This is a genomic window from Streptomyces sp. L2, assembly GCF_004124325.1.
In the GTDB taxonomy this organism is placed as follows: Bacteria; Actinomycetota; Actinomycetes; order Streptomycetales; family Streptomycetaceae; genus Streptomyces.
The window spans coordinates 5,849,920-5,876,350 of sequence record NZ_QBDT01000001.1; the positions used below are offsets into that span (position 1 = coordinate 5,849,920).

The following is a 26,431-nucleotide window of genomic DNA, read 5'->3' on the forward strand; positions in this document are numbered from 1 at the left end:
ACAACCGGCCCGCAACGCGGGAAACGCACGAAGCCCCGTACTGCGTGATGCCGCAGTACGGGGCTTCCGTTCGCCTCAGGCCCCGCCCGGTACAGGGCCGCCGGCCCAGGCGCATCCGGCCTGGGGTCGGCCGGGGCGCGACTGTTGGTGGTGCCCGTTGTGGCCGACCGCGCGGGTGGGTGGGTGGGAGAGGCCGGTTACGGGAGGGCCAGCATGCGTTCCAGGGCCAGTTTGGCGAACGCCTCCGTCTCGGGGTCGACCTCGATGCGGTTGACCAGGTTGCCCTCGGCCAGCGACTCCAGGGCCCAGACCAGGTGGGGGAGGTCGATGCGGTTCATCGTGGAGCAGAAGCAGACCGTCTTGTCGAGGAACACGATCTCCTTGCCCTCGGGCGCGAAACGGTTCGCCAGCCGCCGTACCAGGTTCAGCTCCGTGCCGATCGCCCACTTGGACCCGGCCGGAGCCGCCTCCAGGGCCTTGATGATGTACTCCGTCGAGCCGACGTAGTCCGCCGCGGCGACCACCTCGTGCTTGCACTCCGGGTGGACCAGCACGTTCACACCCGGGATCCGCTCGCGGACGTCGTTCACCGACTCCAGGCTGAAGCGGCCGTGCACCGAGCAGTGCCCCCGCCACAGGATCATCTTCGCCGCGCGCAGCTCCTCCGCGGTCAGCCCGCCGTTCGGCTTGTGCGGGTTGTAGACCACGCAGTCGTCCAGGGACATCCCCATGTCCCGGACGGCCGTGTTGCGGCCCAGGTGCTGGTCGGGCAGGAACAGCACCTTCTCACCCTGCTCGAAGGCCCAGTCCAGCGCCCGCTTGGCGTTCGAGGACGTGCAGATCGTCCCGCCGTGCTTGCCGGTGAACGCCTTGATGTCGGCGGACGAGTTCATGTACGACACCGGGACCACCTGCTCGGCGATCCCCGCCTCGGTCAGCACGTCCCAGCACTCGGCGACCTGCTCGGCCGTCGCCATGTCGGCCATGGAGCAGCCGGCCGCCAGGTCGGGCAGGACGACCTTCTGGTCGTCGCCGGTGAGGATGTCCGCGGACTCGGCCATGAAGTGCACACCGCAGAAGACGATGTACTCGGCCTCCGGGCGCGCGGCCGCGTCCCGGGCCAGCTTGAAGGAGTCGCCCGTGACGTCGGCGAACTGGATGACCTCGTCGCGCTGGTAGTGGTGGCCGAGCACGAAGACCTTGTCGCCGAGCTTCTCCTTGGCCGCGCGGGCCCGCGCCACCAGGTTGGGGTCGGACGGCGAGGGCAGGTCACCGGGGCACTCCACGCCCCGCTCGCTCTTCGGGTCGGCCTCACGGCCGAGCAGCAGCAGGGCGAGCGGAGTCGGCTGTACGTCGAGCTCCGGGGTCTGGGCGGTGGTCACGACACGCACCCTTTCTACTTTTCGTCGAACTGACGCTATCTATCATAGCCGCTTCACGTCACTTTGACGATGGCCATAGTGTCGATGTGACATGAATCCCGATGACACGTTTTCCGCTTCCGCGGGCATGTGCGAGCATGAAGAAGGAACCCGACACCGAACGCCCGGCCCGGAATGAATCCGCGGCCCCGCCGGTTGCAACCGTCGGCAAGCAGTCTCCGTACAACCCGGGAGAGATGTAGATGTCCGTATCGGACGAGACCAGCACCGTCACCGACGGCATCGTTCTGACCGACGCCGCCGCGTCCAAGGTCAAGGCCCTGCTCGACCAGGAAGGCCGTGACGACCTCGCCCTGCGCGTCGCCGTCCAGCCCGGCGGCTGCTCCGGCCTGCGCTACCAGCTCTTCTTCGACGAGCGCTCGCTCGACGGCGACGTCGTGAAGGACTTCGACGGCGTCAAGGTCGTCACCGACCGCATGAGCGCCCCCTACCTGGGCGGCGCCACCGTCGACTTCGTCGACACCATCGAGAAGCAGGGCTTCACGATCGACAACCCGAACGCGACCGGCTCCTGCGCCTGCGGCGACTCCTTCAGCTGAACCGGCCCCGGCCGGACCACGAAAGGCGGCGACCCCTCCACCCAGGGGCCGCCGCCTTCGTACATCGCCGGCTTCGTACGTATGCCGGCTTCCTACGTATGCCGCCTTCGTACGTCCGCCGCCGAGGCGGGTCAGCGCACCGGCCCGGGGTGCTGCTGCGGGCGCAGCGCCCCAGGCTTCACCTGCGGCAGCTGCCGGCCGTCCGTGCCGAGCACCTTCCGGCCGTCCAGCGGCGCGTCCAGCCGTACCGTCTTCGCGTACTCCTTGGCGATCATGACGCAGACCTTGTCCGGCCACGGCGTCTCGGTCACCGTGACCGTCACCGCGCCCGCGCTCTCCTTCGCCGCGGCCTTGTAGTCGGCGCAGACCCCGCCCATGAAGCTCACGGTCAGGTTCCGCCGGTCGGCGAGGTAGCCCTCCACCTTCACGTCGTGCGTCTTCGGCGCCGCGCTCGGCGGGGCCGCCGGCGCGGTCGGCGCGGTCGGCGAGGCCAGGTACTGCGGGTCGACCGCCGGGTACGACACCGTCCCCGCGCCGTCCGCCGCCGAACCGCCCAGCTCGAACAGCCAGGACGGCACCAGCGTCTGCTTCCCGGCGACGGAGTGCGCCGCCAGCCCGAACACGGCCTTCTCGACCGGCACCGTGTTCCCCGCGGACTCGGACGGCACCGCCGTCGGCCGCCGGCACGGCTTCTCCAGCCGGTCCTTCGGCGGCACGGGGCTCGTACAGCCGCCGATGCCCATCCGGTGGTCGGACGTCGGCGCCCCGTTCAGCAGCGCCAGCGTCTTCTCCGCGCTCAGCACGGGATACGAGGGCCCCTTCGCCGGCGCCGCCAGCAGCCCATGGCCGCCGACGAGTTCACCCTGCTTGCTGATGGTCAGGCCGGTCGTCCAGCCGTACGTGGGCAGCCCGCCCACCACAGGATCGGCGTTCACCACCCGCTGGGCGCCCATGATCTGGCCCGCGTCGACCTTCGCGTCGTCCTGGCCCAGCGCCTTCAGCACCGGCGCCGCCGCCTTCTTCGCCGCCGCCTCGCTCACCGGGGACCCGGCAGGCCCGCCCGGGTCCTGCCCGCAGATGAGCTTCTTGCAGTTGTCGGTGCCCGGCGCGTACCGGCTGAAGGTCCAGCTGCCCGGCGCGTCCCGGTTCACCTGGAGACTCGGCCCGAAGCCGTCCTTGCCGCCGCCGACCCGCCAGATCCGCCCGTCGAGCACCGGCACGTCCTGCACGCCGAGCGCCCGGGCCAGCCGGGCCACCGCGTCCTGGCCGACCTCGCCCTTCGTCACGTACACCGCGGCCGATCCCGGCCCGTCCGGCAGCTCGCCCCTGGCCACGTACGTCACCCCGTACGGGTTCGGCTCGCCGGGCGCGATGCCCGCCGTGGCGCCGCCGCCGGACCGGCCGTCCAGGGCCAGCGGCGGGGGAGTGCCGTGCCCGCCGGCGGCACCCGGGGCCGTACGACCGTCCGACCCGCCGCTCGCGGCTAGGTACGCGCCACCGCCGCCGACCAGCAGCACGGCGGTGACGACGGACGCGACGACCACGGGAGTACGACGCCGTCCGGGCTTGGCCGACGTGTGACCGGCCCCGTCGACGCCGCCGATCTCGTGCACCTGACCGGCCGTGTCCTTGTCACCGGCCGTGTCCTTCGCACCGGCCGTGTCCCTTTCACCGGCCGTGCCGTCCGCCTCGGGCGTCCCGTCGTCCGCCGCCCCGGCCGCCTCGTCCTCACGCGCGCCCTCGGGGGTCTCGGGTTCCTCGGCGTTCTCGGGTCGCTCCCTGTTCACCGCATCGCTCCTCGCTGGTCGTGTCCCGCATCCCCGGCAACGGGGACGGCGATGGGACGCGCGAGGGGAGCGCACGGTTCCCCCGAAGCGTGCGCCCCGGCTCAGTCGCCGTAATCGGACATCGCGTCCAGCATCCGCGCGGACTTCACCGGCACGGTCACCCCGTGGATACGGGACGGCGACACGGGCCGGGACTTCACCCGTTCCGGCGCCGCCCAGTGCGGGACCATCCGGGCGCAGTCGCCGCGCAGCGAGGCCAGGTCGCCGTCCAGGTCCGCGGCCGTGCCGGGGGAGTTGACCTTGAGGTTCGTCATGCCCGCACCGTAGACACGCGGAGGCGGGCGAAGAAAGAGCTACTATCGGGTAGTTTTGTCAGCTTCAGTGACCGCCCGTGACCGGGTAGCGTGAACTGTCACCCTGCCTCCCTACAGGAGTATCGCCGTCGTGCGCATCGCAGTCACCGGCTCCATCGCCACCGACCACCTCATGACCTTCCCCGGCCGCTTCGCCGACCAGCTCGTCGCGGACCAGCTGCACACGGTCTCGCTGTCCTTCCTGGTCGACAACCTGGACGTGCGCCGGGGCGGCGTCGGCGCGAACATCGCCTTCGGCATGGGCCAGCTCGGCACCCGGCCGATCCTGGTCGGCGCCGCCGGCTTCGACTTCGACGAGTACCGGGCCTGGCTCGACCGGCACGGCGTCGACACCGAGTCGGTCCGCATCTCCGAGACCCTGCACACCGCCCGGTTCGTGTGCACCACCGACGCCGACCACAACCAGATCGGCTCCTTCTACACGGGCGCCATGAGCGAGGCCCGGCTGATCGAGCTGAAGACGGTCGCGGACCGGGTCGGCGGCCTCGACCTCGTCCTCATCGGCGCCGACGACCCCGAGGGGATGCTCCGCCACACCGAGGAGTGCCGCTCCCGCGCGATCCCGTTCGCCGCCGACTTCTCCCAGCAGATCGCCCGCATGGAGGGCGAGGAGATCCGGATACTGCTGGACGGGGCGACGTACCTCTTCTCCAACGAGTACGAGAAGGGGCTCATCGAGACCAAGACGGGCTGGACCGACGCCGAGATCCTGGCGAAGGTCGGCCACCGCGTGACCACGCTCGGCTCGCGGGGCGTGCGGATCGAGCGGACCGGCGAGCTGCCGATCGAGGTCGGCTGCCCCGACGAGGAGCGCAAGGCCGACCCGACGGGCGTCGGCGACGCCTTCCGCGCGGGGTTCCTGTCGGGCCTGGCCTGGGGCGTCTCCCTGGAGCGCGCGGCCCAGGTCGGCTGCATGCTGGCGACTCTCGTCATCGAGACGGTGGGGACGCAGGAGTATCAGTTGCGGCGGGGGCACTTCATGGAGCGGTTCACCAAGGCGTACGGGGACGCTGCCGCTGAGGAAGTCAGGGTTCACCTGGGCTAGGTCGTCTCCAAAGTGCCGGCGGGTGGGGGCTGGTCGCGCACACGCGGCGGAGCCGCATATCGACACAGCCCCGCGCCCCTTTGGGGCGCTTATGTGAGCCGGCGTACCAAGTAGGCGGAGCCTTTGCTCGCCCTCTCCTCTCCCACGTAATCCTGGCCCCGCATCTCGCACCAGGCCGGGATGTCCAGGCGGGCCGCCTCGTCGTCGGAGAGGACGCGGACCAGGCCGCCGAGTGGCACGGTGGGGAAGACCTTGGCGAGTTCGATGACGGGGATCGGGCAGCGCTTGCCGAGGGAGTCGACGACGAGTACGTCCTCCCGTACGGCGGTGGCGGGTGCCGGCGCTCCCAGCTTGTCCCGGACCGCCGCCACCGTGCCCGGCAGGACCTCCAGGAACCGTTCCACGTCGGCCTCGGCCGTGCCCGGCGGCAGCGACACCCGGACATTGCCCTCGCTCAGCACGCCCATCGCCTTCAGCACATGGCTGGGGGCCAGGGTGCTGCTCGTGCAGGATGAACCGGATGAAACGGAGAAGCCCTCCCGGTCCAGCTCGTGCAGCAGGGCCTCTCCGTCGACGTAGAGACAGGAGAAGGTGACGATCCCGGGCAGCCGCCGCTCGGGCTCGCCCACCACCTCCACGTCCGGCACCAGCTCCGGCACCCGGGTCCGGATCCGCTCCGTCAGCTCCCGCAGCCGCAGGGCCTCCTGGGCCGCCTCGGCGCGGACCGCTCGCAGGGACGCCACCGCCGCCACGATCGCCGGGATGTTCTCGAACCCCGGGGCCCGCCCCGACTCCCGCTCGTCGGACGGTCCTTGCGGGGCGAACCGCGCCCCCTTGCGTACGACGAGCAGCCCGACCCCCGCCGGCCCGCCCCACTTGTGCGCACTGGCCGTCAGCAGCGACCAGTCGCCCTCCACCGGGCCCCACCCCAGCGACTGGGCCGCGTCCACCAGCAGCGGCATGCCGGCCGCGCGACACACCTCGGCCACCTCCGCCACCGGCTGCACGGTCCCCACCTCGTGGTTGGCGGACTGCAGACACGCCAGCGCGGTGTCCGGGCGGAGGGCAGCCTCGTATGCCGACGGGTCCACGGCACCCGCCCGGTTCACGGGCACCCGCGTCACCGTCCCCCCGTCCGCCTCGAACACCTCCGCCGAATGGAGGACGGAGGAGTGTTCGACGGATGACACGATCAGGTGGCGTCCGACTCGCCGCCGCCCGGCCAACGCCCCCGCGACACCCGTGTGTACGGCCCGCGTCCCCGACGAGGTGAACACGACCTCGTCCGCCCGGCATCCGACAACCTCGGCAGCGGCCTCGCGGGCGGCATCCAGCAGCAACCGAGCCTTCCGCCCCTCCCGGTACAACCGCCCGGCATCCGCCCACCCCTCGTCCAGAGAGGCCAACAACCCCTGCCGGGCAACAGGATGAAGAGGAACACCGGAGGCAGCGTCAAAGTAGGCCATACGGCAACGTTAAGACCCCGGTCAGGGCGGCCGACCCAGGGGCGCGGGGCTGTGCCGATATGCGGCTCCGCCGCGGGGCGCGACCAGCCACGATGGTCCTGCGGCCGCCAATCAAGCGAACCACCCACTCCAGTAGGCACCCCTCCCCGCGACCCCTCGGAGAGGGTGGGCTAGGGTTTGGTCCGCATAAACATCCAAACCCCTGCCCGACGCAGGGCGGCGACCGACCAGCGAGAAGAAGGCCGCAGCCGACCGCGCGGGCGAGACTCTCGGGAAGGCGCTACGTGAGTCCCAACGGCTCCGACCGCTCGCCGCGGCGCCCGATGCGGCGGAAGCTGCTGCAGGCACTGACCGCGGGCCTGGTCCTGGCGACCGCAACCGGTTGCACATACAAGGACTTCCCCCGCCTTGGCATGCCCACCCCCACCACGGAAGAGGCTCCGCGGATCCTCTCCCTGTGGCAGGGCTCCTGGGCTGCCGCGCTCGCCGTCGGCGTGCTGGTGTGGGGCCTGATCCTGTGGAGCGCCATGTTCCACCGGCGCAGCCGCACCAAGGTCGAGGTACCTCCGCAGACTCGGTACAACATGCCGATCGAGGCCCTGTACACGGTGGTCCCGATCATCATCATCTCGGTGCTCTTCTACTTCACGGCCCGGGACGAGTCGAAGCTCCTCAGCCTCTCCGACAAGAAGCCCGACGTCACGGTCAACGTGGTCGGCTTCCAGTGGAGCTGGGGCTTCAACTACATCGAGAACGTCCCCGGTGTCACCGGTGACGCGAAGACCGACAAGAACCTGAACGCCATTCCGGACCGGTTCAAGAAGGCCTTCCCGGCGAACGCCGGCGGCGTCTACGACGTCGGCACGCCCGGCACGCGGAACCCGCAGACCGGCAACCCCGGCCCCACGCTGTGGCTGCCGAAGGGCGAGACGGTCCGCTTCGTCCTCACCTCGCGCGACGTCATCCACGACTTCTGGGTGATTCCGTTCCTGATGAAGATGGACGTCGTCCCGGGCCACACCAACGCCTTCCAGGTGACTCCCAACCGGGAGGGCACCTTCAGGGGCAAGTGCGCCGAGCTCTGCGGCGTCGACCACTCCCGGATGCTGTTCAACGTGAAGGTCGTCTCCCCCGAGCGGTACCAGCAGCACCTCAAGGACCTCGCCAAGAAGGGGCAGACCGGTTACATTCCCGCCGGCATCGCGCAGACGAGCCACGAGAAGAACCGGGAGACGAACAACCTGTGAGCATCCTCAACGAACCCCAGGGTGCCGCGGCGGCTGACTCGTACGAGAACGAGCTGCCGGTCAGGCGCAAGCAGCCCGGTAACGTCGTGATCAAGTGGATGACGACCACTGACCACAAGACGATCGGCACGATGTATCTGGCGACGTCGTTCGCCTTCTTCCTGATCGGCGGCGTCATGGCGCTGCTGATGCGTGCCGAGCTGGCCCGTCCGGGCCTGCAGATCATGTCGAACGAGCAGTTCAACCAGGCGTTCACGATGCACGGCACGATCATGCTGCTGATGTTCGCGACGCCGCTGTTCGCCGGCTTCACGAACTGGATCATGCCGCTGCAGATCGGCGCGCCCGACGTGGCGTTCCCGCGGCTGAACATGTTCGCCTACTGGCTCTACCTGTTCGGCTCGCTCATCGCGGTGGCCGGCTTCCTCACGCCGGACGGCGCGGCCGACTTCGGCTGGTTCGCCTACGCCCCGCTGTCGGACGCGATCCGCTCGCCCGGCATCGGCGCCGACATGTGGATCATGGGTCTGGCCTTCTCCGGCTTCGGCACGATCCTCGGCTCGGTCAACTTCATCACCACGATCATCTGCATGCGCGCTCCCGGCATGACGATGTTCCGCATGCCGATCTTCGTGTGGAACGTGCTGCTGACCGCGGTGCTCGTGCTGCTGGCCTTCCCGGTCCTGGCCGCCGCCCTGTTCGCCCTGGAGGCGGACCGCAAGTTCGGCGCCCATGTGTTCGATGCCGCCAACGGCGGACCACTCCTGTGGCAACACCTCTTCTGGTTCTTCGGCCATCCAGAGGTGTACATCATCGCGCTGCCGTTCTTCGGCATCATCTCCGAAGTGATCCCGGTGTTCTCCCGCAAGCCGATGTTCGGCTACATGGGTCTGATCGCCGCGACCATCTCGATCGCCGGTCTGTCCGTGACCGTGTGGGCCCACCACATGTACGTCACCGGTGGTGTGCTGCTGCCGTTCTTCTCCTTCATGACGTTCCTCATCGCGGTCCCGACCGGTGTGAAGTTCTTCAACTGGATCGGCACGATGTGGAAGGGCTCACTGAGTTTCGAGACACCGATGCTCTGGGCCGTCGGCTTCCTGATCACCTTCACGTTCGGTGGTCTGACCGGTGTCATCCTGGCCTCGCCGCCGATGGACTTCCACGTCTCCGACTCGTACTTCGTGGTGGCGCACTTCCACTACGTCGTCTTCGGCACCGTCGTCTTCGCCATGTTCTCCGGCTTCCACTTCTGGTGGCCGAAGTTCACCGGAAAGATGCTCGACGAGCGCCTCGGCAAGATCACGTTCTGGACGCTGTTCATCGGCTTCCACGGCACCTTCCTCATCCAGCACTGGCTGGGCGTCGAGGGCATGCCGCGCCGGTACGCCGACTACCTGGCGGCCGACGGCTTCACCACCCTGAACACGATCTCGACGATCAGCTCCTTCCTGCTCGGCCTGTCGATCCTGCCGTTCCTCTACAACGTCTGGAAGACCGCCAAGTACGGCAAGAAGGTCGAGGTCGACGACCCGTGGGGCTACGGCCGTTCGCTGGAGTGGGCGACCTCCTGCCCGCCGCCGCGGCACAACTTCCTCACCCTGCCGCGGATCCGCAGCGAATCCCCGGCGTTCGACCTGCACCACCCCGAGATCGCTGCTCTCGAACAGCTTGAGCACGCCGGTCACGGCGGCGCCGTCGCGGGCAGCAAGGAGGCCGCCAAGTGAAGATCCAGGGGCGGTTGTTCATCTGGCTGGCTTTCTTCCTCCTGGTCATGGCCGTCGTGTACGGCGTGTGGTCGAAGGAGCCGGCCGGCACCACGGCACTCTTCCTGTCCTTCGGCCTGACCATCATGGTCGGCTTCTACCTGGGCTTCACCGCCCGGCGGGTCGACGCGGGTGCGCAGGACAACAAGGAGGCCGACGTCGCGGACGACGCGGGCGAGCTGGGCTTCTTCAGCCCGCACAGCTGGCAGCCGCTCGCCCTCGGCATCGGTGGCGCGCTGGCCTTCCTCGGTGTCGCTGTCGGCTGGTGGCTGCTGTACTTCTCGGCGCCCATCATCCTGATCGGTCTCTTCGGGTGGGTCTTCGAGTACTACCACGGTGAGAACCGCACGCAGTAGCACGCGCCGAGCGCTCAGGGAGCCCGGACACTCCGTCAGGAGGTCCGGGCTCCCTCGTTTGCCGCAGTGCCCGTCGCTCGTCCGGGTCACTCGCCGCGCCGGTGCGCTCACCCGCTCATAGCGTGATCGCATGAACCACACTCCGCGAACCCGCACCGTCGTCAGCTGCACCCTGCTGGTGGCCGCCCTCGGCGCGGGCGTCACCGGCTGCGGTTCGGACGGCAACCCCCTGTCGGCCACGCCGTACGACGCAGCGGACCAGATCTCGTTCAACAGCTCCACGGACAACGGCAAGAAGGTCGACCCCGACAAGCCCCTGGAAGTGACCCTCAAGGACGACGAGGGCCGCATCACCGACGTCACCGCCCAGGACTCCACAGGCCGCTACGTGGCGGGCGAACTCTCCGCCGACGGCAGCCGGTGGCACAGCACCTCCCCGCTGGCCGCCAACGCCCACTACACGGTCCGGGTGAGCACGGAGGACGAGGACGGCGCCCCCGGCCGCGAGGTCCTCACCTTCGACACCAGCAAGCCGAGCAGCACCAAGCGCCTGAACGTCACGTTCGGGCCGGACGCGGGGGAGTACGGCGTCGGCCAGCCCATCACCGCGCAACTCGACCACGAGGTCAAGGACAAGGCGCAGCGGGCGATAGTGGAGCGGGCCCTACGGGTGGACTCCACGCCGGCCGTGCAGGGCTCCTGGTACTGGGTCAGCGACAAGGAACTCCACTACCGGCCCAAGGAGTACTGGCCCGCCCACGCCACCATCCGGGTGCACAGCAACCTGGACGGCCTCAAGATCAGCGACCGCCTCTGGGGCGGCAAGTCCAAGTCGCTGAAGATCACCACCGGCGACAAGCTGGTCGCCGTCGCGGACGCCGCCTCCCACGAGATGACGGTCTACAAGAACGACGAGGAGATCAACGAGATCCCCATCACCACCGGCAAACCGGGCTTCGACACCCGTAACGGCATCAAGGTGGTCCTGGCCAAGCAGTACTACGTCCGGATGCGCAGCGCCACGGTCGGCATCGCCGCGGGCAGCTCCGACTCCTACGACCTGCCGGTCTACTACGCCACCCGGGTGACGTGGTCGGGCGAATACGTCCACGCCGCCCCCTGGTCCGTCGGCTCCCAGGGCTACGCCAACGTCAGCCACGGCTGCACCGGTATGAGCACGTCCAACGCCGAATGGTTCTTCAACACCGTCCGGGAGGGTGACATCGTCAAGGCCGTCAACTCGGGCGGCGACGACATGGAGCCGTTCGGCAACGGCTTCGGCGACTGGAACGTCACCTGGAAGACGTGGCAGACGGGCAGCGCCCTGACCAAGACGGGCGCCACCACCCCCCAGGACACCTCCCGCCTCAAGCCCACCGCGGTGTGAACGCCCAGGAGGAGTACGGGGCCACTACGCCGCCGGCTCAGCAGCAGCCCACCCAGGGGAGCGGGGCTGTGTCGATGTGCGGCTCCGCCGCGTGGGCGCGAGGGGCCCCTACGCGACGGGCTCAGCAGCAGCCCACCCAGGGGCGCGGGGCTGTGTCGATGTGCGGCTCCGCCGCGTGGGCGCGAGGGGCCACCACGCAGCCGACGCCAGGGCAGCCGACCCAGGGGCGCGGGGAACTGCGCGAGAAGTCCCCACCGGGCCGCACTCGCGCACGACCTCCGCGCCCCGAGCTCACAGGCGCCCTATGCCCCGATCAGCCTCTTCTGCCGAAGCAGGGACGCCAGTCCGGACGCGAACTCCACCGGATCCACCGGCAAGGTCACCGCGACGTCGGCCCGGCTCCACGTCGCCAGCCACGCGTCCTGCGGCCGCCCCATCAGCAGCAGCACCGGCGGACAGTTGAACACCTCGTCCTTGATCTGCCGGCACATCCCCATGCCCCCCATCGGCACGGCCTCGCCGTCCAGCACGCACACGTCGATCCCGCCCTTGTCCAGCTCCGCCAGCACCGCGGCCGGGGTCGCGCACTCCACGAACTCCACCAGAGGCACGTCGGGAGCCGGCCGACGCCCGGCGGCGAGCCGCACTTGCTCGCGGGTGTTGGAGTCGTCGCTGTAGACCAGCACCGTGGCGGTCGGCTGCATTGTTCCTCCGGGACGTCAGCGTCGTACGGACAGGACGGACAGGGCCGTTTGGGCGGATGTTACTCCCCTGAAGACCACGTCAACACCGCTCCGACAGGGCCCAACACTCCGAACGGCACCCCCCGGGGTGAGGGCGGGATAAGCGACCGACATAATGTCGGTCGTGGCGACAGCAACGACAGTAGAAACCGGGCACGCGCACCCGTCGGTCAACCGGCCGAACCTCACCAGCGTCGGAACCATCATCTGGCTGAGTTCCGAGCTGATGTTCTTCGCGGCCCTCTTCGCGATGTACTTCACCCTTCGATCGGTGACCGGACCGGACCACTGGAAGTCGATGGCGGACGCGCTCAACGTCCCCTTCTCGGCGACGAACACCACGGTCCTGGTGCTCTCCTCCCTCACCTGCCAGCTCGGCGTGTTCGCGGCCGAGCGAGGTGACGTGAAGAAGCTCCGTGGCTGGTTCATCCTCACCTTCATCATGGGTGCCATCTTCATCGGTGGTCAGATCTACGAGTACACGGAGCTGGTGAAGAAGGACGGGATCTCCCTGTCCTCCGACCCGTACGGCTCGGTGTTCTACCTGACCACCGGCTTCCACGGCCTGCACGTGACCGGCGGTCTCATCGCCTTCCTGTTCGTCCTCGGACGGACGTACGCGGCGAAGAGGTTCACCCACGAGCAGGCGACCGCCGCGATCGTCGTGTCCTACTACTGGCACTTCGTCGATGTGGTCTGGATCGGCCTCTTCGCCACGATCTACCTGATCAAGTAACTCGGCGGGCCTGAAGACGGCCACCGATCCATCCCTGAAGCATCGACGCAGAAGATCCTGACACCGGGGTAATCCGTGAAAAAGCTCTCCGTACGACGACGCCATCCGCTGGCGGCGGTCGTCGTCCTACTCTTCGCGCTGGCGGCCACTGGGGGGCTGTACGCCGCGTTCGCGCCCGCGGGCAAGGCGCAGGCCGATGAGACCTCCCAGTCCCTCTCCAAGATCCAGGAGGGCAAGAAGCTCTACGAGGTCGGCTGCGCCAGCTGCCACGGCACCGGTGGCCAGGGCTCCTCCGACGGCCCGAGCCTGGTCGGCGTCGGCGCCGCCGCCGTGGACTTCCAGGTCGGCACCGGCCGTATGCCGGCCGCCACCTCCCAGGGCGCCCAGGTCCCGAAGAAGAAGGTCACCTACAACCAGGACCAGATCGACCAGCTCGCGGCGTACATCGCCTCGCTGGGCGCCGGTCCGAGCGTTCCGACCAAGGAGCAGTACGGTCCGGACGGCGCCGACATCGCCAAGGGCGGTGAGCTGTTCCGCACCAACTGCGCGCAGTGCCACAACTTCACCGGCAAGGGCGGTGCCCTCACCAAGGGCAAGTACGCGCCGTCGCTGGAGGGTGTCGCTCCGAAGCACATCTACGAGGCCATGCAGACCGGCCCGCAGAACATGCCGAACTTCCCCGACACCACGCTGACGTCCAAGAACAAGAAGGACATCATCGCGTACCTGCACGCGGTCGACAGCAGCGATACGACCAACCCCGGCGGTCTGGAGCTGGGCGGCCTCGGTCCGGTCAGTGAGGGCCTGTTCGCCTGGATCTTCGGCCTCGGCGCACTGATCGCGGTCGCCGTGTGGGTCGCCGCTCGGACCGCAAAGGCCAAGAAGTCATGAGTAGCCAAGACATTCCAGAAGAGAACCTGCCGGCAGAGCAGGAGCACGCGCACGGCGCCGTGGACGTCGCGGACGAGGAGAACCCCTTCTCCGACCCGGGGCTGCCGCCGCACGAGCACCGGATCCAGGACATCGACGAGCGGGCCGCCAGGCGGTCCGAGCGCATGGTCGCCCTGCTGTTCACGGTGTCGATGCTGGCCACCATCGGCTTCATCGCCTCGTACGTGTCGATCCCGGACGACAAGTCGATCTTCGTCTTCCCGATCGGTCACGTCAGCGCGCTGAACTTCGCGCTGGGCCTGACGCTCGGCCTGGCCCTGTTCTGCATCGGCGCGGGCGCGGTCCACTGGGCCCGCACCCTGATGTCCGACGTCGAGGTCGCCGACGACCGTCACCCGATCGAGGCCTCTCCCGAGGTTCGGGCGAAGGTCCACGCGGACTTCCGCGAGGGCGCCAAGGAGTCGGCGCTCGGCCGGCGCAAGCTGATCCGCAACACGATGTTCGGCGCGCTCGCCATGGTGCCGCTGTCCGGCGTCATGCTGCTGCGCGACCTCGGCCCGCTGCCGCACGACAAGCTCCGGCACACGCTGTGGGCCAAGGGCAAGCTCCTCGTCAACATGAACACGAACCAGCCGCTGCGTCCCGAGGACATCGGCGTCGGTTCGCTCACCTTCGCCAAGCCCGAGGGCCTGGAGGAGACGGACGAGGACTTCCAGAACGAGATCGCCAAGACGGCCCTGATGATCGTCCGGCTTCAGCCGGGCAACATCAAGGACAAGCGCGAGCTCGACTGGGGGCACGAGGGCATCGTCGCCTTCTCGAAGATCTGCACCCACGTGGGCTGCCCGATCTCCCTGTACGAGCAGCAGACGCACCACGTGCTGTGCCCGTGCCACCAGTCCACCTTCGACCTCTCCGACGGTGCCCGAGTGATCTTCGGCCCCGCCGGTCACGCCCTGCCGCAGCTGCGCATCGGCGTGAACGACGACGGTTACCTCCAGGCGCTCGGCGACTTCGAGGAGCCCGTCGGTCCTGCATTCTGGGAGCGCGGATGAGTACTGCAGCGAACGAAACGCCCCGCTCTCGCGGGAAGGCTCCGGCCGGCGAGCGCGTCGCCGACTGGGCCGACGGACGGCTCGGGATCTACTCCCTGGCCAAGTCCAACATGCGCAAGATCTTCCCCGACCACTGGTCGTTCATGCTCGGCGAAGTGTGCATGTACAGCTTCATCATCATCATCCTCACGGGTGTGTACCTGACGCTGTTCTTCCACCCGTCGATGAACGAGGTCGTGTACCACGGCAGCTATGTCCCGCTTCAGGGGCAGGCGATGTCCGAGGCGTTCAACTCGACCCTGCACATCTCCTTCGACGTGCGCGGTGGTCTGCTGGTCCGGCAGATCCACCACTGGGCCGCGCTGATCTTCCTCGCCGGCATGTTCGTGCACATGATGCGCGTGTTCTTCACCGGCGCGTTCCGCAAGCCGCGTGAGATCAACTGGCTGTTCGGCTTCCTGCTGTTCGTCCTCGGCATGTTCACCGGCTTCACCGGTTACTCGCTCCCCGACGACCTGCTCTCCGGCACCGGTGTCCGCTTCATGGAGGGCGCGATCCTGTCCGTGCCGATCGTCGGCACGTACCTGTCGTTCTTCCTCTTCGGCGGCGAGTTCCCCGGCCACGACTTCGTGGCCCGGTTCTACTCGATCCACATCCTGCTGCTGCCGGGCATCATGCTCGGCCTGATGGTGGGCCACCTGATCCTGGTCTTCTACCACAAGCACACGCAGTTCGCGGGTCCCGGAAAGACCGAGAAGAACGTCGTCGGCATGCCGCTGCTGCCGGTGTACATGGCCAAGGCCGGAGGCTTCTTCTTCCTGGTCTTCGGTGTCATCGCGGTCATCTCGGCGATCGCGCAGATCAACCCGATCTGGGCCATCGGCCCCTACCGTCCGGACCAGGTGTCCACCGGCGCCCAGCCCGACTGGTACATGGGCTTCTCCGAGGGCCTGATCCGCTTCATGCCGGGCTGGGAGATCAATCTGTGGGGCCACACGCTCGTCCTGGGCGTGTTCATCCCGCTGGTGATCTTCCCGCTGGTCCTGGTGGCCATCGCGGTCTACCCGTTCATCGAGTCCTGGGTCACCGGCGACAAGCGTGAGCACCACATCCTGGACCGCCCGCGCAACGCCCCGACGCGTACGGCGTTCGGTGTCGCCTGGCTGACGCTCTACTCGATCCTGCTCGTCGGTGGTGGAAACGACCTGTGGGCCACCCACTTCCACCTGTCGATCAACTCGGTCACCTGGTTCGTCCGGATCTTCTTCTTCGTCGGACCGGTCATCGCGTTCATCGCCACCAAGCGGATCTGCCTCGGCCTGCAGCGCCGCGACCACGAGAAGGTGCTGCACGGCCGCGAGACCGGCATCATCAAGCGCCTGCCGCACGGTGAGTTCATCGAGGTGCACGAGCCGCTCAGCCAGGAGGCCCTGCACACGCTCACCGCGCATGAGCAGTACGAGCCGGCCGAGATCGGCGCCACGGTCGACGAGAACGGCGTCGAGCGCAAGGTGAAGGCCACGGAGAAGCTGCGCGTCAAGCTCTCCGGTGCCTACTACGGCGAGGGGAACCAGATCCCCAAGCCGACCGTCGAGGAGTACAAGGAGATCACGAGCGGCCACGGCCACCACTGATCCCGCGTCGCCACGCCACAGCGAAGGGCCCCGTCCGGTGTTCGGACGGGGCCCTTCGCCCTGCCCGGGGCTGGATAGGGTGGAGCCGTACTTTCTTGTACGTCCCTTCGTGTACGTCCATGACACCAGGAGCGGCTGATGAGCGCTGTGACCCCCGCTGGAGGCGACACCGCGGCGGGCCGTTCCTGGCCCGCCCTGCTGAACGGCCTGCTGGCCGGCCAGGACCTGGCGGCCGACGACACCGCCTGGGCGATGGACCGGATCATGGGCGGCGAGGCGACGGACGCCCAGATCGCCGGGTTCGCGGTCGCGCTGCGCGCCAAGGGCGCCACCGTCCAGGAGATCACCGGTCTCGTGCGCACGATGTACGACCACGCGAACGTGATCGAGGTGCCGGGCGCCACCGTCGACATCGTCGGCACGGGCGGCGACGGCGCCAAGACGGTCAACATCTCCACCATGTCGTCGATCGTCGTCGCGGGCACCGGCGCGAAGGTCGTCAAGCACGGCAACCGGGCCGCGTCCTCCGCGTCCGGCGCGTCCGACGTGCTGGAGAAGCTCGGCGTCAACCTGGACCTGACCCCGCAGGGGGTCGTCCGGGTCGCCGAGGAGGCCGGGATCACCTTCTGCTTCGCGGTGAAGTTCCACCCGGCGCTGCGCCATGTGGGCGCCGCCCGCGGCCAGTTGGGGATCCGCACGGTGTTCAACCTGCTCGGTCCGCTGACCAACCCGGCGAAGGTGCGGGCGCAGGCGGTCGGTGTCGCCGTCGCGCACGAGGCGCCGATCGTGGCGGGCGTCTTCGCCGAGCGCGGCAACTCCTCGCTGGTCTTCCGGGGCGACGACGGCCTCGACGAACTGACCACCACGGCCACCTCGCGGGTGTGGGTCGTCCGGGACGGCAAGGTCACCGAGGAGAGCTTCGACCCGCGTGACGTCGGCCTCGACCTCGTCCCCGTGGAGGCCCTGCGGGGCGCCGACGCCTCCTACAACGCGGAGGTGGCCCGGCGCCTGCTGGACGGCGAGCGGGGCCCCGTCCGGGACGCCGTAGTGCTGAACTCGGCGGCCGCGCTGGTCGCCCTGGACCCGGGGCCCGGCACGCTGGCCGAGCAGATCCGGGCCGGCATGGACAGAGCGGCGGAGTCGATCGGCTCGGGCGCCGCGAAGCGCACCCTGGACCGCTGGGTGGCGGCGAGCAACGCGTAGTCGCCCCCGGACAGTCGCCCCCGGACAGTCGCCCCCGGACAGTCGCCCCCGGACAGTCGCCCCCGGACAGTCGCCCCCGGACAGTCGCCCCCGGACAGTCGCCCCCGGACAGTCGCCCCCGGACAGTCGCCCCCGGACAGTCGCCCCCGGACAGTCGCCCCCGGACAGTCGCCCCCGGACAGTCGCCCCCGGACAGTCGCCCCCGGACAGTCGCCCCCGGACAGTCGCCCCCGGACAGTCGCCCCCGGACAGTCGCCCCCGGACAGCCGCCCCCGGACAGCCGCCCCCGGACAGCCGCCCCCGGACAGCCGCTCGCGGCGGCCGGCCCCGGCACCGCCGGCCCGGCCGCCGCTCGCGGTGGGGCGGAACACCGGGGAGCGCCGCCGTGTCCCGTCATCCGGACAGAAGTTGCGCGCCGCCGATCAGCTCGGCTAGTTTCAGGCTCAGGTCATGAGTGACAGCCATAAGGCCCCGGCCGGCTGTCCGGCAACCCTCCTTCCGTGGCGGGGTGCCCCGGGTGAGGACCAGGTCGTGGGCAGCAAGGCTCACGGCAAGCGCGGACCCTCGCGTCACCAGGGGTCCTGGTCGTCGAGGAGCCTTCCGTGAGCAAGCGAATGCGATAGGGCGTAGAGCCCCGCCTCCGCACACCCCTTTTCACTTTCCCCACGCTTGAGCCGTACCCGCTCGCGTGGTGGTTCCGCCTTGCCTCTCACGGGAGTTCGCCATGTCCGTCTCCACCGCTGCCACTCACCAGGCCGTTTGTCCCCAGCTGCCCGTTCTGGGGCGGGATGTCACCGTCCCGCTCGTCACCGGCGGCGAGGTCACCTACGCGGCCCTCGACTACGCGGCCAGCGCCCCCGCCCTCCAGCGCGTCTGGGACGACGTGGCGGCCTACGCGCCGTACTACGGCAGCGTCCACCGCGGCGCCGGCTACCTCTCCCAGCTCTCCACCGACCTCTTCGAGAACGCCCGCTCGACGGTCGCCGAGTTCCTGGACTGCCGCGACGACGACCAGGTGGTCTTCACCCGGTCGACCACGGACTCCCTCAACCTGCTGGCCCGCGCCCTGCCCGCAGGCTGCGAGGTCTTCGTCTTCGAGACCGAGCACCACGCGTCCCTGCTGCCCTGGCAGGACGCCCGGGTCAGCTACCTCGACGCGCCCCGCACCCCGCGGCAGGCCGTCCACACCCTGGAGCGGGCCCTCGCCGACCGCGACCCGCACGGCCCGGCCCTGGTCTGCGTCACCGGCGCGTCCAACGTCACCGGCGAGCTGTGGCCCGTACGCGAGCTGGCGGCCGCCGCCCACGCGCACGGCGCCCGGATCGTCCTGGACGCCGCCCAGCTCGCCCCGCACCACCCGGTCTCCCTGCGCGACCTCGACGTCGACTGGGTCGCCTTCTCCGGCCACAAGCTGTACGCCCCGTTCGGCTCCGGAGTCCTGGCCGGCCGCGCCGACTGGCTGCGGGCCGCCGAGCCGTACCTCGCGGGCGGCGGCGCCAGCCGCACGGTGAGCAGGCGCCAGGACGGCGGCGTGGACGTGGAGTGGCACGAGAGCGCCGCCCGCCACGAGGCCGGCTCCCCGAACGTGATCGGCGCCTACGCCATCGCCTCGGCCTGCAAGGCGCTGACGGAGGCCGGCTGGGACACCCTCGTCGCCCGCGAGCAGCACCTCGTCGAGAAGGTCCGCACCGGTCTGGCCGGGGTCCCCGAGGTGAAGGTCCTCTCGCTCTTCGGCGACGACGCCCCGCGGGTCGGCGTGATCTCCTTCGTCGTCGAGGGCTGGAACAGCTCCCACTTCGCCGCCGCCCTCTCCGCCGAGTACGGCATCGGCGTCCGCGACGGCCTCTTCTGCGCCCACCCCCTGCTCCGCACCCTCCTCGGCACGTCCCCCCAGACCCAGGGCGAATGCGGCGCCCCCGAGGCCGCCCCCGGCGAGAAGTCCCTCAACGCCATCCGAGTCAGCTTCGGCGCGGGCACCCCGGACGAACACACGGACCGCTTCATCACAGCGGTACGAGAACTGGTGACCAACGGCACCCAGTGGACCTACCACACAGAAAACGGCCGCTGCGTCCCGGTGGCTTGATGCCAACTCCAGGGTTGCCGACCTCAGGGGCGCGGGGAACTGCGCGATCAACCACAACGCACCCGCACCCGCGCAGAAACCGCGCCCCGCGGACGCGTAGGCGACTAGGAATCCAATCCAATAGCAAACGCAGCCTCAAGATCATGCTGCGAGTACGTCCGGAACGCCACGTGCGTATCCGTCCCCTCCACCCCGGGAATCTTGCTGATCCGCCCCGGAATGACATCCGCCAGATCCTCGTGCCGCCGCACCCGTACCATCGCGATCAGGTCATACGTCCCGGTGACGGAGAACACCTCGCTCACCGACTCCAGCGAAGCGATCCGCTCCGCGATCTCGGGGATCCGGTCCACGCTGGTCTTGATCAGGACGATCGCGGTGATCACGGCTGGTTCTCTCCCTCGGGTACCGGGGCGGCTGCGCCCTTCACTCTAGTGGTACGGCCGTAGCGCCCCCACGCGTAGAGGAACCCCAGCCCGAAGCCGACCAGGTGCGCCAGGTACGCCACCCCCGGCCCCTGTGCCGACCGCTCCGCAGCCAGCCACTGCAGCCCCGCCCAGAACGGCAGCACCACCCACGCCGGGAAGCGCAGCGGCAGGAAGAAGAGGAACGGGAGGAGACTGGTCACACGGGCCCGGGGGAACAGGTACAGGAACGCCCCGAGGACCGCCGAGATCGCCCCGGAGGCGCCCACCAGCGGCTCCTGGGAGGTGGTGTTGGCGGCCGCGTAGCCCAGCAGGGCCAGGTATCCGCAGCCGAGATAGAAGAGGGTGAACTCCACCCGGCCCATCCGTTCCTCGGTCATCGCCCCGAAGACGAAGAGGAAGAGCATGTTGCCGAGCAGATGCACCCAGCTGCCGTGCACGAACAGGGCCGTGGCCGGGGTGAGCGCCTGCCGGACCGTTCCTTCGAACAGGTCTGCGGGGATCACGCCCCAGTGTCGGAAGTACGCCCGCTGCGCGGCTAGCAGCGCGTCCCTGGAGCCGTATCCCGGAGTCAGCCCGGAGGCCGGGCCCAGCACGAAGAGCAGGCAGCACAGGGCGATGAGGCCGTACGTCATCGGCGCCGGGGAGTGCCGGACCGCCCTGAGGGTCCGGCCGGCCGTCGCGCTCCAGTGGCTGATCATGAATACAGAGCATGACGTAACGGGACGCAACCCGACAGACCGCCTCGCCGCCGTGGACAGAAGGGCGGCGGGGACCCCGCAGGCCGTAGGGTTACGAGCCACACGCGCCCGGACCGGCGCGGACCGACACGACGAGGAGCGAACAGTCACGATGACGGTGCCCCTGCCGACCGCCACGACACGATGGCGCTGCACCCTCTGCGGCAATCTGACCCGCTTCGACGTCACGCGCTCGTCGAAGGTCGTCGAGTACGTCCACCTCGACCTGGCCGGTGAGCCGACGGTCGAGGAGCGCGAGGTGGTCAGTGAGACCATCGAGTCGGTGCGCTGCCGCTGGTGCAACGCGGTGGACCAGGTGGAACTCGTGGACAGGCCGGGCTCCGGCTCCTGAGGGGAGCGGGACCCCGCACAGCATTGGGGTGTGACGGATGGTGGAGACCGCAGGCGGGGGGCCGGGCGACGGCACCGCCGAGGTGCTTGACCGTCCGCTGCCCGACGGCGTGCGCCGCCGGGTCGTACAGATCGTCTCGGACGGCTTCGGCGGACTGACCGTGGCGGAACTGCCCGCCCAGTTGCGGCAGTACGCCCGGTTCGCCCCCAATCGGCGGACCAAGTTCGCGGGCAACGCGATGGCGGCCGCGCTGGAGACCGACGCGGTCTTCCGGCAGCGGATCGGGGAGAAGTTCAGAGAGGCGCAGCCGGAACTGTCCGGCGCCCTCGACTCCGGCTCGCCGCCCCCGGCCGCGGATCCGCTCGACGTGGCGGCCGCGGCCTATGTGCTGCGCCCCGCGGGCTGGGTGAAGCTGGTCACCGCGGCCGGCGAGGAGGCCCAGCGCGCCGACGCCGAGCGCGTCGGCGAGGAGAGCCGCGCCGAGCTGGAGCGGCTGCGTGAGGAGCTCGCGCAGGCCCGCGGCCAGACCCGCACCGAGACCGAACGGCTGCGCGCGGAGCTGGAGTCGGCGAAACGCGAGGCCGAGGCGCTGCACCGAAAGCTGCGGGCGGCGCTCAGCGACGTCAAGCGCGGCGAGGCCGCCCTGCGCAAGGCGCGGGGCGAGATCGACGCCGTACGGGCCGAGGCGCAGGCGCAGGTGTCCGCCGCGGAGAGCGAGACCCGGCGGCTCAAGGCCCGCCTGGGCGAGGCCGAGGCCGGCCTGGAGGCCACCCGGCGGGCCGCCAGGGAGGGCCGCAGCGTCGAGGACATGCGGGTACGGCTGCTGCTCGACACCCTGCTCGACGCCACCCAGGGGCTGCGCCGGGAACTCGCCCTGCCACCGGTGTCCGTGCGGCCCGCCGAGACCGTGGACGCGGTCGAACCGGGACGGATGACCCCGAAGGACATCGCGGCACGCGCCCTGTCCGAGAACGACCCGGCCATCCTCGACCAGCTGCTCGCGCTGCCGCAGGCCCATCTCGTCGTCGACGGCTACAACGTCACCAAGACCGGCTATCCGCAGATGCCGCTGGAGAAGCAGCGGCTGCGGCTGCTCGGCCAGCTCTCCCAGCTCGCCGCGCAGACCGGCGCGGAGGTCACCTGCGTCTTCGACGGCGCCGAGCTGGCCGCGCCGGTGCTGCTCGCGCCGCCGCGCGGGGTGCGGGTGCTGTTCTCCAAGCCGGGGGTCACCGCGGACGAGCTGATCCGCCAGCTGGTGCGCGCCGAACCGCCGGGCCGTCCGGTCATCGTCGCCTCCACCGACCGCGAGGTGGCCGACGGCGTGGCACGGGCCGGCGCCCGACCGGTCGCCTCTGCGGTACTTCTGAAGCGGTTGTCCTGAACGTTCAACGGGCATACTCAATGCCCGAATTGGCCGTATCGTCACGCAACGTAGTGTCAACCCGGCATCACTGCACGTACGTTGAGTGCAAAGAATGCATTGAGTGACCGTCTTTTTTGGCGTGAGGATTTGAACTGATCACAAGTAGGTCACTAGGGTCTGGGCTCGAACCTCCGAACGGGTGAACACTCACAAGAAGGAGTTCGTCCTCCGTGGCGTCCCACCGTCGACCCAAGCAGCCGAGTCGCACGCGCGTGACCGTGCTGACCACAGCGGCAGCAGCCGCCGTCGCACTGAGTGCGAACGCCGCGAACGCCGCGCCGAGCGAGAAGCCCAGCAAGAGCGAGGTCAAGGCCAAGGTCGACAAGCTCTACGAGCAGGCCGAGCAGGCCACCGAGAAGTACAACGGCGCCAAGGAGAAGCAGGAGAAGCTCCAGAAGGAGATCTCCACCATCCAGGACAACGTCGCCCGCGGCCAGCAGGACCTCAACAAGCTGCGCGACGGCCTGGGTTCACTGGCTACCGCCCAGTACCGGTCCGGCGGCATCGACCCCTCCGTCCAGCTCTTCCTGTCGTCCCACCCGGACGACTTCCTCGACAAGGCCTCCACGCTCGACCAGTTGAGCAGCCAGCAGGTCGAGTCGCTGAAGAAAATCCAGGACAAACAGCGCGAACTCGCCCAGGAGCGCTCCGAGGCCAGCGACAAGCTGAAGGACCTTGCCTCCACCCGCACGGAGCTGGGCAAGAAGAAGAAGGAAGTCCAGGGCAAGCTCGCCGCCGCGCAGAAGCTGCTCAACACCCTCACCGCCAAGGAGAAGGCGCAGCTCGCGGAGCAGCAGGCGCGGGCCAACCGCTCCTCCTCCGAGCGCGTGCACCTCGGCGACGCGCCGCCGGCCTCCGGCATGGCCGGGGCGGCCTTCTCCGCCGCCCAGAGCAAGATCGGCTCGCCCTACGTCTACGGCGCCTCCGGTCCCTCCTCCTTCGACTGCTCGGGCCTCACCTCCTGGGCCTACGCCCAGGCCGGCGTCTCCATACCCCGCACCTCCCAGGCCCAGGCCAACGCGGGCACGAGGATCTACAGCGTCAGCCAGCTCAAGGTCGGCGACCTCGTGCTCTTCTACGGCGACCTGCACCACATCGGCCTCTACGCCGGCAACGGCCAGGTGCTGCACGCCCCGCACACCGGCGCCAGCGTGCGCTACGAGTCGATCAGCAACATGCCGTTCCAGTTCGGCGTCCGCATCTGACCTCCCTCCCGTCGCCGTCGCCGGTACGGCCGTCGAACGCCGCGAAACCCTGACCAGGGGCGCCCGAACGGGCGAATCCCCCGGACCGGAACTGACCCCACGCCCCGCCCATGACCTGCGTCAGCGGCGGGGCGTCGCGTTGTTTCCCCCCGTTTGCCCCCTTGGCGTCTTTGGCCGGGGCCCCTCCGCACGGTTACTGTCTGCCGCGTTTCCCCGGCGCCGCGGCCTCCCCCGCCCCGGCGCCCGGGGAAGCGGTACCTGTCGTCAGCGGGAAGGACGCCCGTGGGGTCTCATCGCCGCCTTGCACCGTCCGGGTTCGACCGGGGCGCCGCCGCGGCCCTGTGCGTGATGTCGGCAGCGGCCGCCGCCCTCGGCGCCGCACCCGCCGACGCGGCGCCGCACGGCGGCACCAAGGCCGAGGTGGACCGCCTCTACCAACAGGCCGAGAAGGCCACCGAGGCCTACGACAAGGCCGGGGAGCGCGCCCACACCCTGCGCCGGCAGATCAACGACGCCCAGGACCGCATCGCCCGGCAGCAGCAGCGCGTCAACACCATGCGCGAACAGCTCGGTTCGGTGGCCGGCGCCCAGTACCGCTCCGGCGGCATCGACCCCACCGTCGCCCTGCTCTTCGCCGACGACCCCGCCGACTACCTCGACAAGGCCTCCACCCTCGACCGCATCGGCGCCCAGCAGGCCGGACAGCTCAAGGAGTTGCGGTCCGCGCTGCGCGACCTCTCCCAGGAACGCGCCGAGGCGGCCGGGAAGCTCGCCGAGCTGGAGAAGAGCCGCAAGGACGTCTCCACGCACAAGCGGGCCGTCGAGAAGAAGCTCGCCAAGGCCCGGCAGCTCATCAACTCGATGCCCGCCGCCGAGCGCGCCGCCTACGAGCGCGCCTCCCGCGGCGGCACCCGCGACCTGCCCGACCTGACCGGGGTCGTCGCCCCCGACGCCCGCGCCGCGGCCGCCGTCGCCGCCGCGCGCTCCGCCCTCGGCCGCCCCTACGTCTGGGGCGCCAACGGCCCCTCCGGTTTCGACTGTTCCGGCCTGATGCAGTGGTCGTACGCGCACTCCGGGATCCACCTGCCGCGCACCTCCCAGGAGCAGCGGCACGCCGGCCGCCGCGTCCCGCTCTCCCAGGCCCAGCCCGGCGACCTCGTCGTCTACCGCTCCGACGCCAGCCACGTCGGCATGTACGTCGGCCACGGGCAGGTCATCCACGCCCCCTACCCGGGCGCCGCCGTACGCTACGACCCGGTCGGCATGATGCCGATCTCCTCGGTCACCCGGCCCTGACCCGCGCCCGGCCCCGTACGATCGGAAAATGGCTGGTCGACGGCGGACGCGGGGAGCGATAGCGCTCTGCCTGCTGCTCACGCCCCTCGCCGGGTGCGGCGGCCCGACGACGGCCGACACCGCCCGCACCGGCGTGCAGCACGTCCTGGACCAGCGCTCCACGGCCCTGCTGCACCACGACGAGACCGCGTACGGCGCGACGGGCAGCCGCGCCGAGTACGCCCGCCTGCGCGCCCTGCCGCTGGCCGCCTGGGCCTACCGGGTCACCGGCGTCCGCACCACCGGCTCCGGCGCCATCGCCGACGCCGAGCTGAGCTACCGGGTCGCCGGCTACGACAAGGCCCCCGTCAGCGTCCACCGCACCCTCACCCTCGGCCGCACGCCCCACGGGCGGTGGTACGTCACCGCGGACCGGCCCGCCGAGAAGGCCGGCAAACAGCTGTGGGACGAGGGCACGGTGACCGCCGTCCGGGGCGCGCACAGCCTGGTCCTCGGCACCGGGCAGTCCGCCGGCACGCTGCGCGGCTACGCCCGGCTCGCCGACCACGCCGTCCCGGCCGTCTCCGGCGCCTGGGGCGCGGACTGGGCCCGGCGGGTCGTCGTCCTCGTCCCCCGCACGCTGCAGGGCATGGCCGGACTGCTCGGCTCGCCCGCCTCCGACTACCGGGGCATCGCCGCCGTCACCACGGGGGAGGTGGGGGGCTCGGGCAAGGCCCCGGCGGACCGGGTCGTCGTCAACCCCGAGGCGTACGCCGTCCTCGGTGACCTCGGCAAACAGGTCGTGCTCACCCACGAGACGACCCACGTCGCCACTCGCGCCCACACCACCCCGGCGACCCCGCTGTGGCTCTCCGAGGGCTACGCCGATTGGATCGGCTACCTCGACACCGGCCGCACGGCCGCCGAGGCGGCCCCGGAACTCGCCCGTGCCGTCCGGGCCGGCCACGCGCCGGCCGCCCTGCCCGCCGACGGGGACTTCGCCTTCACCGGCGACCCGGCGAAGCTCGCCCGGGCCTACGAGGGCGGCTGGCTGGCCTGCCGCATGATCGCCGCCCACTGGGGCAGGGCCCGGCTAGACGCGTTCTACCGTGCCGTAGGAGACCACGGAGAACGCGCCGGCGCGCTGCCCCAGGCCCTGAAGCAGGTCCTCGGCACGACCCCGGCCGCCTTCACGGCCCGCTGGCGCCAGTACGTGCGGGACCAACTGGGCTGACCCGCGCTCAGCGGGCGGCC

24 protein-coding genes and 1 riboswitch are annotated in these 26,431 nt (G+C 70.1%); of the genes, 17 read left to right on the top strand and 7 right to left on the bottom strand.

The genetic code is table 11. From position 1 onward, the window contains the following. Positions 1–197: 197 nt before the first annotated feature. Positions 198–1,382, bottom strand: a complete 1,185-nt coding sequence (gene nadA / locus DBP14_RS26120) for a quinolinate synthase NadA (protein ID WP_129309549.1) — start codon at positions 1,380–1,382, stop codon at positions 198–200. Between the two features lie 242 nt (positions 1,383–1,624). On the opposite strand from nadA, the gene erpA reads away from it, so the two are divergent. Further along, positions 1,625–1,981, top strand: a complete 357-nt coding sequence (gene erpA, locus DBP14_RS26130; RefSeq protein WP_046586096.1) for an iron-sulfur cluster insertion protein ErpA — start codon at positions 1,625–1,627, stop codon at positions 1,979–1,981. 131 nt (positions 1,982–2,112) lie between these two features. Here the strand turns inward: erpA and DBP14_RS26135 are convergent, their stop codons facing one another. Together DBP14_RS26135 and DBP14_RS26140 are read right to left on the bottom strand one after the other, a co-directional pair. Beyond that, positions 2,113–3,594, bottom strand: coding sequence for a hypothetical protein (locus DBP14_RS26135; protein WP_241741289.1), 1,482 nt, complete (start codon positions 3,592–3,594; stop codon positions 2,113–2,115). Positions 3,595–3,869: 275 nt separating this feature from the next. After that, a complete protein-coding gene (locus DBP14_RS26140) occupies positions 3,870–4,082 on the bottom strand; it encodes a hypothetical protein (protein ID WP_129309551.1) in 213 nt (70 codons plus the stop codon). Between the two features lie 130 nt (positions 4,083–4,212). Here DBP14_RS26140 and DBP14_RS26145 point away from each other — a divergent pair, with 130 nt between their 5' ends. Then, a complete protein-coding gene (locus DBP14_RS26145) occupies positions 4,213–5,187 on the top strand; it encodes a carbohydrate kinase family protein (RefSeq protein WP_129309552.1) in 975 nt (324 codons plus the stop codon). Between the two features lie 89 nt (positions 5,188–5,276). Here DBP14_RS26145 and DBP14_RS26150 read toward each other — a convergent pair whose 3' ends face one another. Next, positions 5,277–6,653, bottom strand: coding sequence for a cysteine desulfurase/sulfurtransferase TusA family protein (locus DBP14_RS26150; RefSeq protein ID WP_129309553.1), 1,377 nt, complete (start codon positions 6,651–6,653; stop codon positions 5,277–5,279). A gap of 284 nt (positions 6,654–6,937) precedes the next feature. On the opposite strand from DBP14_RS26150, the gene coxB reads away from it, so the two are divergent. From coxB to DBP14_RS26175, 4 genes are all read left to right on the top strand, one after another. Then, the gene (coxB, locus tag DBP14_RS26160) at positions 6,938–7,900 is read left to right on the top strand and encodes a cytochrome c oxidase subunit II (protein WP_129309554.1); all 963 of its coding nucleotides are present in this window, start codon (positions 6,938–6,940) and stop codon (positions 7,898–7,900) included. Beyond that, entirely contained in the window at positions 7,897–9,627 is a 1,731-nt protein-coding gene (gene ctaD, locus DBP14_RS26165) for a cytochrome c oxidase subunit I (protein WP_129309555.1), read from the top strand. The genes coxB and ctaD overlap by 4 nt, the downstream gene beginning before the upstream one ends. Then, entirely contained in the window at positions 9,624–10,022 is a 399-nt protein-coding gene (locus DBP14_RS26170) for a cytochrome c oxidase subunit 4 (RefSeq protein ID WP_129309556.1), read from the top strand. Before ctaD ends, DBP14_RS26170 begins: the two co-directional genes overlap by 4 nt. 130 nt (positions 10,023–10,152) lie before the next feature. Further along, positions 10,153–11,409 (top strand): Ig-like domain-containing protein, encoded by a 1,257-nt coding sequence (locus tag DBP14_RS26175; RefSeq protein WP_129309557.1) that lies wholly within the window; start codon positions 10,153–10,155, stop codon positions 11,407–11,409. A 302-nt stretch (positions 11,410–11,711) separates the two neighbouring features. Here the strand turns inward: DBP14_RS26175 and DBP14_RS26180 are convergent, their stop codons facing one another. Continuing rightward, the gene (locus DBP14_RS26180; RefSeq protein ID WP_129309558.1) at positions 11,712–12,113 is read right to left on the bottom strand and encodes a hypothetical protein; all 402 of its coding nucleotides are present in this window, start codon (positions 12,111–12,113) and stop codon (positions 11,712–11,714) included. 154 nt (positions 12,114–12,267) lie between these two features. Between DBP14_RS26180 and DBP14_RS26185 the strand changes: the two genes are divergently transcribed. The 6 genes from DBP14_RS26185 to DBP14_RS26210 all read left to right on the top strand — a co-directional run bounded on the left by DBP14_RS26185 (position 12,268) and on the right by DBP14_RS26210 (position 19,757). Then, positions 12,268–12,888: a heme-copper oxidase subunit III gene (locus DBP14_RS26185; RefSeq protein WP_129309559.1), complete on the top strand. Its 621-nt coding sequence runs from the start codon at positions 12,268–12,270 to the stop codon at positions 12,886–12,888. A 75-nt stretch (positions 12,889–12,963) separates the two neighbouring features. Next, positions 12,964–13,779 (top strand): cytochrome c, encoded by an 816-nt coding sequence (locus DBP14_RS26190; RefSeq protein WP_129309560.1) that lies wholly within the window; start codon positions 12,964–12,966, stop codon positions 13,777–13,779. Further along, positions 13,776–14,834: a Rieske 2Fe-2S domain-containing protein gene (locus tag DBP14_RS26195; protein ID WP_129309561.1), complete on the top strand. Its 1,059-nt coding sequence runs from the start codon at positions 13,776–13,778 to the stop codon at positions 14,832–14,834. Before DBP14_RS26190 ends, DBP14_RS26195 begins: the two co-directional genes overlap by 4 nt. Then, entirely contained in the window at positions 14,831–16,468 is a 1,638-nt protein-coding gene (locus tag DBP14_RS26200) for a ubiquinol-cytochrome c reductase cytochrome b subunit (RefSeq protein WP_129309562.1), read from the top strand. Before DBP14_RS26195 ends, DBP14_RS26200 begins: the two co-directional genes overlap by 4 nt. Before the next feature lie 138 nt (positions 16,469–16,606). Continuing rightward, complete coding sequence (gene trpD, locus DBP14_RS26205) at positions 16,607–17,671, top strand: anthranilate phosphoribosyltransferase (protein WP_129309563.1); 1,065 nt, start codon at positions 16,607–16,609, stop codon at positions 17,669–17,671. Between the two features lie 446 nt (positions 17,672–18,117). Further along, positions 18,118–18,234: riboswitch (SAM riboswitch) on the top strand. A 161-nt stretch (positions 18,235–18,395) separates the two neighbouring features. Further along, entirely contained in the window at positions 18,396–19,757 is a 1,362-nt protein-coding gene (locus DBP14_RS26210) for an aminotransferase class V-fold PLP-dependent enzyme (protein WP_129309564.1), read from the top strand. A 104-nt stretch (positions 19,758–19,861) separates the two neighbouring features. Here the strand turns inward: DBP14_RS26210 and DBP14_RS26215 are convergent, their stop codons facing one another. Both DBP14_RS26215 and DBP14_RS26220 read right to left on the bottom strand, forming a co-directional pair. After that, positions 19,862–20,143: an Lrp/AsnC ligand binding domain-containing protein gene (locus tag DBP14_RS26215; protein ID WP_129309565.1), complete on the bottom strand. Its 282-nt coding sequence runs from the start codon at positions 20,141–20,143 to the stop codon at positions 19,862–19,864. Beyond that, positions 20,140–20,883: a rhomboid family intramembrane serine protease gene (locus tag DBP14_RS26220; protein WP_129309566.1), complete on the bottom strand. Its 744-nt coding sequence runs from the start codon at positions 20,881–20,883 to the stop codon at positions 20,140–20,142. Before DBP14_RS26220 ends, DBP14_RS26215 begins: the two co-directional genes overlap by 4 nt. Before the next feature lie 151 nt (positions 20,884–21,034). Between DBP14_RS26220 and DBP14_RS26225 the strand changes: the two genes are divergently transcribed. The 5 genes from DBP14_RS26225 (at position 21,035) to DBP14_RS26245 (ending at position 26,411) form a co-directional block, all read left to right on the top strand. Continuing rightward, positions 21,035–21,274, top strand: a complete 240-nt coding sequence (locus DBP14_RS26225; RefSeq protein ID WP_129309567.1) for a hypothetical protein — start codon at positions 21,035–21,037, stop codon at positions 21,272–21,274. A 37-nt stretch (positions 21,275–21,311) separates the two neighbouring features. Next, positions 21,312–22,655 carry an NYN domain-containing protein gene (locus DBP14_RS26230; RefSeq protein WP_129309568.1) on the top strand — a complete coding sequence of 448 codons (1,344 nt, stop codon included), beginning with the start codon at positions 21,312–21,314 and terminating at the stop codon, positions 22,653–22,655. Between the two features lie 212 nt (positions 22,656–22,867). Continuing rightward, entirely contained in the window at positions 22,868–23,902 is a 1,035-nt protein-coding gene (locus DBP14_RS26235) for a C40 family peptidase (RefSeq protein ID WP_129309569.1), read from the top strand. A 282-nt stretch (positions 23,903–24,184) separates the two neighbouring features. Further along, positions 24,185–25,198 carry a C40 family peptidase gene (locus tag DBP14_RS26240; RefSeq protein WP_206739358.1) on the top strand — a complete coding sequence of 338 codons (1,014 nt, stop codon included), beginning with the start codon at positions 24,185–24,187 and terminating at the stop codon, positions 25,196–25,198. 28 nt (positions 25,199–25,226) lie between these two features. Further along, positions 25,227–26,411: a hypothetical protein gene (locus DBP14_RS26245; protein ID WP_206739359.1), complete on the top strand. Its 1,185-nt coding sequence runs from the start codon at positions 25,227–25,229 to the stop codon at positions 26,409–26,411. Positions 26,412–26,431: the final 20 nt, after the last annotated feature.

Bases quoted from the DNA above. Each gene is read 5' to 3' on its own strand.
- erpA (WP_046586096.1), top strand. From the start codon at position 1,625: ATGTCCGTATCGGACGAGACCAGCACCGTCACCGACGGCATCGTTCTG.
- DBP14_RS26140 (WP_129309551.1), bottom strand. From the start codon at position 4,082: ATGACGAACCTCAAGGTCAACTCCCCCGGCACGGCCGCGGACCTGGAC.
- DBP14_RS26150 (WP_129309553.1), bottom strand. From the start codon at position 6,653: ATGGCCTACTTTGACGCTGCCTCCGGTGTTCCTCTTCATCCTGTTGCC.
- DBP14_RS26175 (WP_129309557.1), top strand. From the start codon at position 10,153: ATGAACCACACTCCGCGAACCCGCACCGTCGTCAGCTGCACCCTGCTG.
- DBP14_RS26180 (WP_129309558.1), bottom strand. From the start codon at position 12,113: ATGCAGCCGACCGCCACGGTGCTGGTCTACAGCGACGACTCCAACACC.
- DBP14_RS26185 (WP_129309559.1), top strand. From the start codon at position 12,268: ATGTCGGTCGTGGCGACAGCAACGACAGTAGAAACCGGGCACGCGCAC.
- DBP14_RS26195 (WP_129309561.1), top strand. From the start codon at position 13,776: ATGAGTAGCCAAGACATTCCAGAAGAGAACCTGCCGGCAGAGCAGGAG.
- DBP14_RS26200 (WP_129309562.1), top strand. From the start codon at position 14,831: ATGAGTACTGCAGCGAACGAAACGCCCCGCTCTCGCGGGAAGGCTCCG.
- trpD (WP_129309563.1), top strand. From the start codon at position 16,607: ATGAGCGCTGTGACCCCCGCTGGAGGCGACACCGCGGCGGGCCGTTCC.
- DBP14_RS26210 (WP_129309564.1), top strand. From the start codon at position 18,396: ATGTCCGTCTCCACCGCTGCCACTCACCAGGCCGTTTGTCCCCAGCTG.
- DBP14_RS26220 (WP_129309566.1), bottom strand. From the start codon at position 20,883: ATGATCAGCCACTGGAGCGCGACGGCCGGCCGGACCCTCAGGGCGGTC.
- DBP14_RS26225 (WP_129309567.1), top strand. From the start codon at position 21,035: ATGACGGTGCCCCTGCCGACCGCCACGACACGATGGCGCTGCACCCTC.
- DBP14_RS26230 (WP_129309568.1), top strand. From the start codon at position 21,312: ATGGTGGAGACCGCAGGCGGGGGGCCGGGCGACGGCACCGCCGAGGTG.
- DBP14_RS26245 (WP_206739359.1), top strand. From the start codon at position 25,227: ATGGCTGGTCGACGGCGGACGCGGGGAGCGATAGCGCTCTGCCTGCTG.